15 protein-coding genes and 1 other annotated feature are annotated in these 13846 nt (G+C 33.7%); of the genes, 3 read left to right on the forward strand and 12 right to left on the reverse strand.

What is annotated here, in order from left to right; translation table 11 throughout:
• Positions 1-68: 68 nt before the first annotated feature.
• The 3 genes from F8162_RS23800 to F8162_RS23810 all read right to left on the reverse strand — a co-directional run bounded on the left by F8162_RS23800 (position 69) and on the right by F8162_RS23810 (position 2841).
• Positions 69-656: a YpjP family protein gene (locus F8162_RS23800; RefSeq protein WP_001134411.1), complete on the reverse strand. Its 588-nt coding sequence runs from the start codon at positions 654-656 to the stop codon at positions 69-71.
• Between the two features lie 282 nt (positions 657-938).
• On the reverse strand, positions 939-2138 hold the full coding sequence (locus tag F8162_RS23805; protein ID WP_151630583.1) for an ABC transporter permease: 1200 nt from the start codon (positions 2136-2138) through the stop codon (positions 939-941).
• Positions 2131-2841 (reverse strand): ABC transporter ATP-binding protein, encoded by a 711-nt coding sequence (locus F8162_RS23810; RefSeq protein WP_151630584.1) that lies wholly within the window; start codon positions 2839-2841, stop codon positions 2131-2133. The genes F8162_RS23805 and F8162_RS23810 overlap by 8 nt, the downstream gene beginning before the upstream one ends.
• Before the next feature lie 161 nt (positions 2842-3002).
• On the opposite strand from F8162_RS23810, the gene F8162_RS23815 reads away from it, so the two are divergent.
• Positions 3003-3530 carry an HAD-IIIA family hydrolase gene (locus F8162_RS23815; protein ID WP_151630585.1) on the forward strand — a complete coding sequence of 176 codons (528 nt, stop codon included), beginning with the start codon at positions 3003-3005 and terminating at the stop codon, positions 3528-3530.
• A gap of 56 nt (positions 3531-3586) precedes the next feature.
• Here F8162_RS23815 and F8162_RS23820 read toward each other — a convergent pair whose 3' ends face one another.
• The 6 genes from F8162_RS23820 to F8162_RS23845 all read right to left on the reverse strand — a co-directional run bounded on the left by F8162_RS23820 (position 3587) and on the right by F8162_RS23845 (position 9000).
• Positions 3587-4027, reverse strand: a complete 441-nt coding sequence (locus tag F8162_RS23820) for a GNAT family N-acetyltransferase (RefSeq protein ID WP_151630586.1) — start codon at positions 4025-4027, stop codon at positions 3587-3589.
• On the reverse strand, positions 4024-4503 hold the full coding sequence (gene tsaA, locus F8162_RS23825) for a tRNA (N6-threonylcarbamoyladenosine(37)-N6)-methyltransferase TrmO (protein ID WP_192797661.1): 480 nt from the start codon (positions 4501-4503) through the stop codon (positions 4024-4026). The genes F8162_RS23820 and tsaA overlap by 4 nt, the downstream gene beginning before the upstream one ends.
• Positions 4504-4584: 81 nt before the next feature.
• Complete coding sequence (locus F8162_RS23830; protein ID WP_151630588.1) at positions 4585-5283, reverse strand: aspartate/glutamate racemase family protein; 699 nt, start codon at positions 5281-5283, stop codon at positions 4585-4587.
• A gap of 145 nt (positions 5284-5428) precedes the next feature.
• Positions 5429-6631: an alcohol dehydrogenase EutG gene (gene eutG / locus F8162_RS23835; protein ID WP_151631738.1), complete on the reverse strand. Its 1203-nt coding sequence runs from the start codon at positions 6629-6631 to the stop codon at positions 5429-5431.
• A gap of 52 nt (positions 6632-6683) precedes the next feature.
• Entirely contained in the window at positions 6684-8129 is a 1446-nt protein-coding gene (locus tag F8162_RS23840; protein WP_151630589.1) for a GntP family permease, read from the reverse strand.
• A 205-nt stretch (positions 8130-8334) separates the two neighbouring features.
• Positions 8335-9000 carry an HAD family hydrolase gene (locus tag F8162_RS23845; RefSeq protein WP_151630590.1) on the reverse strand — a complete coding sequence of 222 codons (666 nt, stop codon included), beginning with the start codon at positions 8998-9000 and terminating at the stop codon, positions 8335-8337.
• 193 nt (positions 9001-9193) lie between these two features.
• On the opposite strand from F8162_RS23845, the gene F8162_RS23850 reads away from it, so the two are divergent.
• Positions 9194-9991: a lipid II flippase Amj family protein gene (locus tag F8162_RS23850; RefSeq protein WP_151630591.1), complete on the forward strand. Its 798-nt coding sequence runs from the start codon at positions 9194-9196 to the stop codon at positions 9989-9991.
• A 30-nt stretch (positions 9992-10021) separates the two neighbouring features.
• Positions 10022-10597 (forward strand): nucleotidyltransferase family protein, encoded by a 576-nt coding sequence (locus F8162_RS23855; RefSeq protein WP_151630592.1) that lies wholly within the window; start codon positions 10022-10024, stop codon positions 10595-10597.
• Between the two features lie 38 nt (positions 10598-10635).
• On the opposite strand, the gene F8162_RS23860 is transcribed toward F8162_RS23855, so the two are convergent.
• The 3 genes from F8162_RS23860 to F8162_RS23870 all read right to left on the reverse strand — a co-directional run bounded on the left by F8162_RS23860 (position 10636) and on the right by F8162_RS23870 (position 13802).
• On the reverse strand, positions 10636-11550 hold the full coding sequence (locus F8162_RS23860) for an alpha/beta fold hydrolase (RefSeq protein WP_151630593.1): 915 nt from the start codon (positions 11548-11550) through the stop codon (positions 10636-10638).
• A gap of 36 nt (positions 11551-11586) precedes the next feature.
• Positions 11587-12927 carry a sodium-dependent transporter gene (locus tag F8162_RS23865; protein ID WP_151630594.1) on the reverse strand — a complete coding sequence of 447 codons (1341 nt, stop codon included), beginning with the start codon at positions 12925-12927 and terminating at the stop codon, positions 11587-11589.
• A 115-nt stretch (positions 12928-13042) separates the two neighbouring features.
• Positions 13043-13291, reverse strand: a binding site (T-box leader).
• A 130-nt stretch (positions 13292-13421) separates the two neighbouring features.
• Positions 13422-13802 (reverse strand): PepSY domain-containing protein, encoded by a 381-nt coding sequence (locus F8162_RS23870; protein ID WP_151630595.1) that lies wholly within the window; start codon positions 13800-13802, stop codon positions 13422-13424.
• Positions 13803-13846: the final 44 nt, after the last annotated feature.

The following is a 13846-nucleotide window of genomic DNA, read 5'->3' on the forward strand; positions in this document are numbered from 1 at the left end:
TATTCAACAATATAGTTGTCTTCCCCTTCTATAAGCATAAAAAAGAACAAGATTTTCTCTTGTTCTTTTTAAGAAAGCCACTTTGGCGGTACATTCGTATTCCAATAAATATTTCCTAACTCATGATGCCCTGAGTACCCATCATCAAAACGGTGATAGTGGAAATTAAAATAGTAACCATCTTGCGGTGGATGATCTCTTCTTACATGAAATCGTAATAAATCATTTCCTGATTTCGTGTCATAAACGTGAAAAATCTTTTCGTTATTTCCACCAGCTGGTCTTTGAGAAATCGCTAATGATTGCAGCGAATCTTCTGGTACATCATTGGCAAGCTCAGCAATTGCCTCTTCAATTTTCGGTAATATTACATCTTTAAACTCATCTTCAATTACTGGACCAATTTTAGTGCCAAACTTTTGCATCGACTGCTTCTCTGCTTCTAGCATTGCATAAGTAATAAAAGTATCGGTGGTTAACCTGTCATTCGTTTCTTCATATGTATAGGACGTACTCTCCAAATTTTGTTGCCCAGCTGTACTCGTAGGCTTGTCCGCAGCTTTGGCATTATCAAGCAATATGGAAGGAGGCGTCACTAAACCAAATGTAAATACGGTAATTAATGCAACTAAGGTTTTTCTAAACCAATTTGGCATTTATGTTCCCTCCCTTTCACTCATTATATTTTATATAACGGTTGTTTCTTCTATTATACAAAATGATTGTAATTTTTGCACTTTACAATTTTGTTAACGTTCACATATTTTTCACTTGAATATGAAATTGTAAGATTTCATACAATATAAGTACAACAACAATGAGGAGGCAATCAGATGACTTTAGATGTCATGTATTCCGCCGCAAGCATACTCGTTTTAGTATATTTTCTTTATCAATGTGTAGCAGATTAAAAAAAGAGCCATTTTTCGGCTCTTTTTCTATGGTAAAAATACAATCCAACTAATCCAAACTATAAAAAGAATCCCGGCAATTACAGCTGGTAATAAATAAAAATGAGAAAGTATAACTATTCCATACAAAAGTAGTACTGGAAGTAATAAATAGCGATCTGCCTTCCATCTTAACAGTAGTAATTTTCCTTCATCACAATATAAATGAAGAAACATTTTTTCCGAAAATTCATTCCAATAATCGCGCGCATAACGAGAAATTGCAACTAAAGCAAATACAAGAATAATAGCTGCAATCCATCTCGGACTCATGATAATACTGACTGTACTTATACATACAATTTGAATATAAAATATTCGTGCACTACTTGTACGGAAAAATTCTTTTAAAAAGGATTCAACAATACGAGAATCCTTTTTCTTTCCTAAAAACTTTTTAGAACGCGGAAACATCCACGGCTTTTTATTCGAACTACTTGGTTTAGCCGCATGGCCACCAACTTGCATAATTCCACTCGTCCAGCGCATACTTTCTTCTTTCTCTTTCTCAACTTCTTTAAAAAAGCAATTTTTATAATTTAGTTTTTCTTTTATCAATGCGATGATTAATAAAACTGCTAGACCGATACATAGTATAGAATAAAAGGGATTTTTATAAATAAGAAACAGACTCAATCCAAAAAAAGATAGACTTATAGAAAATATCACATTTCTTACAATCCATAGTAGCCATCGTTTTCCCACACGTATATGAATAAATCTCGTTAACAACGACAACATAAATCGAAATGCAGTAAAGAATAGCCAAAATAATACGATTTGTACCTTCGTCACTCCAATACTTTTCATCAACACTGGTAACATAGCAACTACTACCACTACATTCGTTATCGCTATTCGAATTAACGTATATGTCATGCCATACTGGATTAACTTTTGCATGTGAGCGGGATAAGAAATTAAAAATAAACTATCCGCTTGTTCAAAAAATGAGCGAACTCCTCTAGAATATGTAATCACATAAAATGCGAGTAGACCTAATCCGAAATAAACTGTCTCTCCCATCGATAATTCTTCCATCCATAGTGAACGATAATAAATCCCTATAAATATAAGTGCAGGAATAATAATATATAGTGCAACCGTCCAATCAGTTATAGAACGTATGGACTTCCATTTACGCCCCAGTTCATGACGCAATCTTTTATAAAATTGTTGTTTAATCATGCTGTTCACGCCTTACGATTATATCAAAACAATCTAATAATGAACTCCCTGGCATTTCTGCTAACGTTTGGATAGATTCTAAATGTCCATCTGCGACTAATGTACCTTGTGAAATGAGTAAAAATCTCTCACAAATTCTTTCAGCTGTATCTAATACGTGCGTACAAAGTAAAATACCTGCGCCACGTTCTTTTTCTTTATATAAATAACTTAAAAACTCTTTCGTAGCTACTGGATCTAAACCGATAAAAGGTTCATCAATGATATAAAAATCTGGTTCAGTTAAAAATGCCAAAATGAGCATCGATTTTTGTTTCATACCTTTTGAAAACTTTGATAAATACTCATGTTTATGTTTATCCATTCGAAACATATGTAATAACTCTTCTGCTTTTCTTTCCCAGCTTCCTACTTCGTTCTCGCGAGCAGTCATTAATAGTTCGATATGTTCCCAAAGCGTCAAATAATCATAATATGTCGGGTGTTCCGGCACGTATGCATAAGGATTTTTCTTTTCACCAAATGATATTTCACCATTCATATTTACAAGTAAACCTAGCATCGTTTTAATCGTCGTACTCTTCCCAGCACCATTTGCCCCAATAAGTGCAACTAATTCACCTTTTTCAATTGAAAAGGCAATATCATAAATTGTCTTTTCCCCTATATCATATCCGGCAGAGCGGATATTCACGTCTAACATACATTCCCCTTCTTTCCATTTTCAATACAATCAAGGAAAAGAATAACATATAACTATCTATATATCATTATAAAGTATTTATTTTCGTAGCAGGAATAAATATTTTATAACAGAATATTTAATGTTTGAAGTTATTAATTTAAATTGAAAGGACTATAACTATGACAAACATCGAAGCTATTTTTATTGATCGTGACGGTACAATTGGTGGTGACACTACAATACATTATCCAGGCTCTTTTACATTATTTCCTTTCACAAAAGCAGCTCTGCAAAAACTAAAAGCTCAAAATATAAAAATTTTCTCTTTCACAAATCAACCAGGTATCGCAGATGGGATAGCGACTGTAGCTGATTTTGTACAAGAATTAGAAAGTTTCGGTTTTGATGATATTTACGTATGTCCTCATAAACACGGTGATGGTTGTGAATGCCGTAAACCAAGTACAGGTATGCTGCTGCAAGCAGCCGAAAAACACGGGCTTGATTTAAAGAAATGCGCTGTAATTGGTGATCGCTGGACCGATATCGTTGCAGGAGCAACAGTATATGCGACAACGATATTAGTGCGAACAGGAGCTGGATATGATGCTTTACATACATACCGAGACAAATGGGCACATATTGAACCAAACTACATTGCAGAAAACTTTGAAGATGCTACAAATTGGATTTTAAATCAACTATAATACAAATGAAAAGAGACATTTTCACAATGGAAACGTCTCTTTTCATCTTATATTTTTTAAAATGTTAATTCATAATGGAAATAACGATTATCTCTCAAATAACCATTTTCAGCGTATAATCGCTGCGCTGATAAATTATCAATCTCTGTTTGTAATTTTACACCTTTTGCACCATTTTCTAAGGCGAATTCTTTAGCCGCTTCTAATAATTTTTTTCCTGTTCCTGCCCCGCGCTTAGTAGCTTGTACAAATAGATCATTTAAAATCCATAATTCTTTCATCGAAATAGAAGAAAATGATGGATATAATTGCGTGAATCCAATATATTCACCGTCTTCAATTGCTACGAAAATAACGGATTCCTTTCTCTCAATTCGATTTCGCAAAAATACTTTTGCTCCGTCTATATCGGAATCTTGTCTATAAAACATACGATAATTATTAAAAACTGATGCTAGTCCATCTAAATCTGCAATTGTTGCCTCATATATTCTCATTTTACTCCATTCCCCTTCCAATACTGTTTCATTATATCCGTTGCCCATTTAGGCTGTACAATTTCTTCTGTCGGCATAAACTCTTTCATTATCGGCTTTATATCCAATATAGGGGTGCCATCAATAGCATCTAACCCCTCAACAATAATTGATTTACCTTCTCTTTTGATCATCTTTACAATTGTTGCTCCTATGCGATTCGGACGATTTTTCCCGCGCTGTGCAAAAATGCCTACTTTAGGATAATCATTATTATTTCTAGGATGTCTAGCAAAATATTGAATTTGTTCATCTGTTAACTTATGAAAATAAAAAACAACTTCAATATGAGAAAAATCTTCAATCCCTTGTATACTTTCTTCTGTATACATTTCAGTTAAAGTAATATAGGATCTTACTTCTCCCCATTCATCATCTTTTATTTCCTTTCTTTCATTATGTACAAATGCGATTGGTTGAATTGAAAACATACGCATTCCCCCTTAAATGTAACCACTTACATTATAAAATATTTTCTGAATGTTTTCCACACACACGAACTAGGTTACATAATATAATTATAATCTATTTTGTAAAGCGAAATTAACTGCTTCAACTGCATGTATATGAGTTGTGTCAAATATTGGAACTAGTACGTCTTCCTGCTTTATTAATAATCCTATTTCGGTACAACCTAATATGATCCCTTGGGCTCCTTCTTGTACTAGATCTTCTATTACTCTTTTATAATAATCCCTAGATTGAGTTGTTATCTTTCCTAAACACAATTCTGTATATATTACTTCGTTTATCTTTTCTCTATCCTTTTTTGATGGAACCATTACTTTTATATCATTTTCTTCTATGCGTAATTTATAAAAGTCTTGCTCCATTGTATATTTAGTTCCAAATAAACCAACCTTTTGAATATCTTTCCTTTTAATTTCTTTTGCAGTCGCATCAGCGATATGTAAGACTGGAATATGAATATTCTCCTTTATTTTCTCAACTACTTTATGCATTGTATTTGTGCAAATAATTATAAAATCGGCTCCTCCCTTTTGTAATGAATATGCTGCATTCCCTAATACTTCTCCTGCTCCATTCCAATCTCCGTTAGACTGGAATCGTTCAATCTCTTCAAAGTCCACACTATTAATCATACATTTTGCTGAATGTAACCCTCCTAATCTCTCTTTTATTTCTTCATTTATGATTCGATAATATTCAGAAGTTGATTCCCAACTCATACCACCAATTAAACCTATTGTTTTCATTACAACAACCACCTTATACTGTTTTTTAAAACTAATCACAACATTTTATTATGTATATTATACATAATAAAACAAGAATTTACGTTTTTAATATAAAGTCTTGTTTTAACTATTTCCAAGGAAATTTTATAAGAATATTCTGAAATTAATTATCTAATGTTATTATAGAATCTTCATATTGATAATGAAAACACTCTCGATACAACTGTTTAATTTCATCATATGATGGCACACGCGGATTATTTGCTGGACTTCCACTTTCAATTGCATCTGATGCCATTTTAGAAATAGCTTTTTCAAATTCAACCTCACCAATTCCGTATTCTTTTAAATTTGGAATACGAAGATCAAAACAAAGTTTTTTTATTTCCCTCAGCGTGTAGTCGGCTACTTCTTCATCACAATAGGAATACATATCTTTATTTAAACAACGTCCTATTTCCGCTAGTCTTTTTACTGCACTAACCTTTGTATATTCTAAAACTGTAGGTAATAGTATTGCATTGGATATACCATGTGGTACGTGAAATAATGCCCCTACCGGCCTGGACATTCCATGAACTAGCGTAACAGATGCATTTGAAAATGCGATTCCAGCTTGTAAGGACGCAATCATCATCGCTTCTCTTGCCTCCATATTCTCTCCATCTTCATATGCAATACGTAAATATTTCATAATACTTTCAATTGCGGAAAGTGCAAGTACATCGGTAAGTGATTGTGAAACTTTAGAAATATATGCTTCGACTGCATGACATAATGCATCTATCCCTGTTGCTGCTGTAATATGAGGTGGCACCGAACGTGTTAAAATTGGGTCAATAATCGCTACTTGTGGGGTAAAACTCGGATGTTTCATCATCATTTTTACATCTGTTCTTTTATTCGTAATTACTGCTACACTTGTTACTTCAGATCCAGTACCAGAAGTTGTTGGGATTGCAATTAGTGGTAGCGGATCATTGTCTATTTCTATATCCTTTTGGACATAATCTTCCACTTCTCCACCATTTGTATATAACACCGCAACTGCTTTCGCTGCATCAATACAACTTCCACCGCCAATACCAATAATAAAATCACACTTTCCTTCTTTACAAAGTGTTAACGCTTCTAACACGTGTATATTTGTAGGCTCAGCATTTACTTTATTATATGTAATAACAGTAATACCTTTCGTATTTAATTGTTGTATACACGTCTCAACATATCCTAAATTCTCCATAATTGTATCAGTAACTATAAACGCTTTTTTCCCCAACTTCTTAGATTGTTCCCCCAGCTTTTCAAGCGAATTTCTTCCATATAATACGGACTTCGGCATACGAAACTCAGCAACTTCTTGCAAGTATTCCACCCCTTCTTACCCTAATTAATGTTTTAGTTTATAAAATATCGACTTAATAAATTCCTGTTACAGTATAGAATGCAATAACTAAAAACACAGCAACCGTTTTCAAAATTGTAATAGCAAATATATCTTTGTATGACTGTTTATGTGTTAAACCTGTTACTGTAAGAATAGTAATAATCGCTCCGTTATGTGGTAATGTATCCATTCCTCCTGATGCCATTGATACGATGCGGTGCATTACTTCTAGTGGAATATCAAATTGATTGGCCGCTGCAATAAACTTGTCTCCCATTGCACTTAAAACGATCCCCATTCCTCCTGATGCAGAGCCTGTAATACCGGCTAAAATATTTGTCGTTACTGCTCCATTCACTAGAGGATTTGTAAATGTGGCAGAAATACCATCTCTCATAATCGCGAATCCTGGAAGTGCTGCGATGACACCACCGAATCCAAACTCAGCTCCTGTATTCATCGTTGCAAGTAACGCTCCACCAATACTTGTATTCAATCCAGCTTGAAACCCTGTTACTACTCGTTTCCAATATAATAATAACGTTGTTACAATACCTATAATAAGTGCCAATTCTACTGACCAAATTCCAACTACTGCACTTAATTCTACTTTTCCAAATGCTTTCATACCAATTGCAGAAAAATCAAAACCATTCGGATACCACTTCGGTATCATAATAGTGAAAACTTTATTCATTACACCTACTAAAATAAGTGGTATAAAAGCAATCACTTGCTGAACTCTTGTAATTTCAATGCTTTTCAGTAATGGCATATCTTTTTGATCCACTTGCACTTGCAAAGAAGCTGCCATTTCAGTATCCCCATCGTTAAAACCAAAATACCCTTCTCCTGCTGCCTTCGCCTTCTTACGTCTACTCTCTAAATATAGTAAACCTAACGTCAGTACAAAAATTGCCCCTACAATACCAAGTATCGGCGCAGCATAAATATCTGTTTTAAAAAACGTTGTAGGTATTACGTTTTGAATTTGTGGTGATCCAGGTAGCGCATCCATAGTAAACGTGACCGCTCCAAGTACAATCGTTCCAGGGATTAAACGCTTCGGAATATTCGCTTGTCGAAACAGCTTAGCTGCAAACGGATATACAGCAAACACTACTACATACACACTAACACCACTATACGTTAAGATAGCACCCATTAATACAATCGCTAAAATCGTACGCTTTTCACCAACTAGCTCTATAATTGTCTTTGCAATCGAGTCTGCGATTCCTGACATTTCTACTACTTTCCCAAATATTGCTCCAAGTAAAAATACAGGAAAATATAGTTTAATAAAACCTACCATTTTCTCCATAAAGATATTTGAAAAGAAAGGTAATACAAAACTAGGCTCTGTCAAAAATACCGCAAATAATGCAAATATCGGTGCAAATAAAATAACAGAAAACCCTCTATATGCTACAAACATTAGTAAACTAAGTGCTAATAATATAATAATTAGCTCCAATTATACCCCTCCATTAAACTGAAAATTCAAACTTTTATAGATAAACTTCTACTAATCTTTTGATTCTGACATCCCTCCTCTTATTCATACAAATTTTTTATGCTAAAAATGTCTAATTATAAGTATTCGATTACATATGAAAAATCCCTTTAAACATAAACGATTTCATCTTCATACGTTATAAAGGGATTTTCAGTCTCTATATTTACTTCTCTATCAAACTACTGTCTACACAAAAATGATGTAGTTCTTTTACATCATTTACTATATGAGTCGCACCAACTTCAGTCAATTCTCTTTCACTACCATAGCCATATAATATACCGATTGAAGCAATTCCATTATAATTTGCTCCTATTATATCGTGTTTTCTATCTCCAATCATAACAATTTCTTCTTTATTAAGGGCTTCATTTGTTTGTAAAATGTGAGCAATGATTTCTTCCTTTTTTATTCTCGTACCATCTAAATTACTTCCAACGATACCTTCGAAATAATTTGTTAATTGAAAATGCTCTATAACTTGTTCAGCAAATACAGTAGGCTTTGAAGTTGCTATAAATAAACGATTTCCAGTATCTTTTAATTGTTTCAAAAGATTTGGGATACCATCGTAAACATTATTTTCTAACAATCCACGTTGCTTTAAATACTCTCTGAAATAAAAAACAGCTCGTTCAACTTCTCCTTCATTCATATTATACCTCTCTACGAATGATTGCTGAATGGGCGGACCAATAAATGAGTCAAATTCACTTACATGTAATTCTTCAATTCCAACCTTTTGTAATGCATACAATACTGAATTTATAATTCCTTCTTTCGGATCCGTCAATGTTCCATCTAAATCAAATAGAAATGTTGTATACATGTTTTCTTCCCCCCATTCATTTTACTGTATAAGTATCCTATAACATCTTTTCCCACTTTTCCTTCTATTATACTATCATTATCTTTTTTTCTTAAAAATTACTTTCCCTATGTCACATACTTTCAGTTACAAAAAACGATACATATGATAAAGTAAAAAAGTTACAATTATTTTAATAGAAACGGTGAATCTAATGTCAATTACCTTAATTGTTATAATGGCTTTCACAATTGTTATTCACGCGGTTGAAACGAGCTCTTATAGCATTCGATTAGCTGGTGTACGTTTAAAGAAAATCGCTGTTGCATTATCCGTTGTAGGAATTGTATTACTCATTTCTAGAACGTCAAATTTACTACAAGCCTTTTTACTCGGCGGCATTGTTGACGAAGCTAAACGAGATGCTTCTATTCATTTAGAGCATATAATACGTCTTGTACTATTATCAGCTTCTTTTGGTACATTACTTGCGATTATACTGTATCCAACTTTGACCAAACTATTTGGATATGTCATTCAAAACTTTGAAACAGATGGTTCTTTCATTCGAATGTTGAAAACAAATAACATTCAAAAATTAAAGTACACAAAAAAATATGTACGCTTTCCAAAATTAGAAATGATTCATAGGCTACGCATAGGTGGTATTCCAAAACGTATTATGCTTATTAACATGTTTGCTACTGCTATTTATACAGCTGGTGTTCTTTCAGCCCTATACGCTTCTTTTTTACTTCCAACTTACGCGACAAAGGCTAGTACAGCCTCTGGTCTTATTAATGGTTTTGCTACTATTTTATTAACAGTGCTACTTGATCCACGTATCGCTTTGTTAACAGAGCGAGCACTTCAATCAGAAGAAGGTGCAGAAGCAATGAGTAAAATGTATGGTTGGCTAATGATTTCTAGACTTTTCGGTACGTTATTAGCACAACTATTATTCATACCAGGTGCTTACTGGATCACTTGGATTATTAAATTGATGAATTAGTCATCTATAAAAAAGTAGGTGGGATAACAAATGACTATACAAACAGAGCAAGATATAATTCGCTTAATAGAAAATGACGAATGGATGATGAACGTATTACAAATGGCAGAATCGCTAGAGCTACCTGATTGGTGGATTTGCGCCGGGTTTGTTCGCTCTAAAATTTGGGATACCTTACATGACTACGAAATACGAACGGCTACACCAGATATTGATGTCATTTATTTTGATCAATTACATACAGATGAGGCATATGAGCAATCACTAGAGAAAGCACTGATAAATATGGATGCTTCTATACCTTGGTCGGTAAAAAATCAAGCTCGTATGCATGTAGTGAATAATATGCCACCGTATTCTTCTTCTGTTGATGCTATTTCTAAATTCCCTGAAACAGCAACGGCTATAGGAGTTACACTTGATGAGCTAAACAACGTCATATTAACGGCTCCATGTGGTATTGAAGATGTGATTGCCTTACAAGTGAGACCGACAGCCCATTTTCTTGAAACAAAAGAACGATCACATATGTACAATGCTAGAGTTACTAAAAAGAACTGGCAAAACAAATGGCCTAACATAAAAATTACTTATCCAAAAATATAAAAAGGGAGCTTCGCATTATACGAAGCTCCCTTTCTACATTATTTCAAAAACTGAATGACTAATTCTGCATATCGATCTGCTTCCTCATAATACGGTGTATGACTACTCTCTTCGAATACAATATACTTCCCATTTTGAGCATCTTTATTAAACGTTTCAATTTGTTTTTCACACGTTACGACATCATATTTCCCTACAATTAATAACATTGGATTTTGTAAATCTTTTATTTTAGGTAATAATGAAGTACGAACTGCTCCCTCAAATTTTAATCTATCAAAATGAATTTTAGAGCGATTTGAAAATACTTCCCATTCTTCATCACTATATAAACTCTCGTCTGTCACATCTTCCTTATTATTGTAAATCTCCATTCTTTTTTCTTCTAGTTCATCACTTAGTCTTATATAAGCTTCTAACAGCTCTTCTGAACTAGCATTGCTAGATGAATAAGCAAGAGACTCTTCCGCTACTTCTTCTTTTCCATACTTTTTTAATAAATGCCCTGTCTTTTGTAACAAAGCTCTACTTGTTAATGCAAAATCGAAAGTCGGCCCTTCAAATATTATTTTCTCTATTGAACTTGGATATACCGATGCATACAACAATGCTACATATCCACCGAAAGAATGTCCAATTACAGACCACTTCTCAATTTGCAATACTTTTCTTAGTTCCTCACAATCTTCAATCAAATCATTTAATCCAAAAGCTTCGTCCTCAGTAATTTCCTCTGAGCGACAAACTCCTCTTTGATCTATCATAATTACAAATAAAGAATCTTGTAAACGTTCTGCTTGATGAAATGAAAAATCATAGCAACTTTCTCCTGGTCCACCATGCAAGTATAATACTGGTTTATTTTTAGGATTTCCATGCGTTTCAACGTATAGCTTTTTCCCTCTAATATTCATGTATTTCCCTGCTTCTATCAAATTCGCCTTTATGATCATCACCTTCCTTTTCACTGAATATTATAACATTTAATGTTAAATAATCCCTATTACATTTAAAAAGACGATGATGATTGCAAGTGGCGCTATAAATCGAAGTAAAAACGCCCAGCAAGTAAATACTTTCTTACCATAATTCCCACCTACAAAAAACTCTGCTTCTAGTACCTTCTTTTCCATTTTGAATGAAACGAAAATACTAATAAATAGTGCTCCAAGCGGCATTAGTATATTACTAGATAGGAAGTCTACTGCATCAAAAATATTCTTTCCGAAAATCGTAATATCACTCCATACTCCAAATGATAACGCTGATGGTATACCTACTAAGAAAATGCCGAAACCAATCATCCATGATAATTTCGTTCTTCTTTCTTGTTCACCATTCGCTAATGCTGATACAACTGTCTCTAGTAGAGAAAATGCAGAAGTTAATGTCGCAAATGTAAATAGTGCAAGAAATACAGTTAAGAAAAAACCACCAAATGGAATTTGACTAAATACTGATGGCAATACGATAAATAATAATCCAGGCCCTTCTGTTGGCTCCATTCCTAATGAAAATACGGCCGGAAAAATAGCAAGACCTGCAAATAATGAAACAAATAAATTCAATCCAACAATTGTTATTGCTGATTTTGGTAAACTTTCTTTTTTATTTAAATAGGAACTATACGTGACCATAATCGAAATTCCGATACTAATCGCAAAGAATGATTGACCCATTGCGAACAAAATACTTTCTGAAGTAATCTTTGAAAAATCTGGTTGTAAGAAAAACTTTACACCTTTCATTGCGTTATCAAGTGTTAGTGAGCGAACAATAAGAGCGACAAATAAAACGAATAATGCTGGCAACATATATTTACTTGCTTTTTCAATTCCATTTTGTACACCTTTTGATACAACCCAAATTGTAATGAACATAAAAGCGCAATGGCCCATAATCGCCCAAGCGGGATTTCCAATTGTTTCAGTAAATAACGCTCCGTAATTTTGTCCTGGAGTAATAAGTTGTCCAGTTACTCCTCTAAATAAATAAATGAGTACCCAACCACCTACAACACTATAAAACGAAAGTAGTATAAAACACGTTCCAACGCCAAGGCGTCCAATCCAGTGCCATCCAGTATTTGGTGCAATACTTTTAAATGCTCCAACTGCTTGTTTCTGCGTACTGCGTCCAATCATAAATTCAGCTATAAGTAACGGTAGCCCTATTAATACAGTAAATAATATAAAGATTAAAAAGAATGCTCCTCCCCCGCTCTTACCAGCGATATAAGGAAACTTCCATATTGCACCAAGTCCAATTGCCGATCCTGCTGCAGCCATTATAAATCCTAATTTCGAAGTCCATTGCTCCGTCTGTTTCATTTTGTTTTCCTCCTACTTAAATCTTTTTATATAGATAAATAAATTTTATAGACCAATCCGAATAAACCCTCCATTTCTTTTTCTATAAAATAAAAAATGGCTTAGCGTCTCTATATAAAGAGACGCTAAGCCATTTACTTAACGCGGTACCACCCTTATTGATTCCATTATGAATCCACCTTAGTAGTAATCGTCTGATTACAAACCTAATATCGAAGGTTAACCGTTAAGATTTACTAAGAATGTGATTCCGTTCTACCTTACTGCTCCTAGGCGAGTTCAGGATGTCATTTGACTATGTCACACCAACCCATAGCTCTCTGTACAAATATACGACCTTACTACTCCTATTCAACACATTTAAATATTTAGAATATATTTTCTTTTGAAATTAATATGAAGTATATCGGTTATATTTGTAACTGTCAAGGGATATATTATTTTTTTGTCGAAAAGAATGTTTCATTGTAACTTTGTACAATAGGACAATGTTATTAATAATCTAGATCATCATGATCCATATCGTCTTCATCTTGGTCTTCATCATCTTCATTTTTTATAAATTCAAATTCCTTTTCCGCTATAATATTCTCGTTTTTCTTATTAATATATATTTCTTCCTCACCTACATTTGTTTCTACCTCTATTTCATATACACCATTATCGTCCATACGTTCTACATCAATTTCCTCTACAACTCCATTTACCTTTTCAACTGCAATTTGTTTAGCTGTTTCAGGACTAAGCTTTTTACTTTCGTACGTTTTTCCTTTAGACTCTTCATATCCCGTTTCTTCATGTTCCATTGCATTTACACCATATGCTGTCCCTCCAGCAATTAAAAGCACCATGACGATCCCAATCCATAATTTCATTTCATGTTCCTCCTCTTCATTTCTTTCTTACTTACATACTAAAA

Source organism: Bacillus sp. CH140a_4T (genome assembly GCF_008923725.1).
Classification (GTDB): domain Bacteria; phylum Bacillota; class Bacilli; order Bacillales; family Bacillaceae_G; genus Bacillus_A.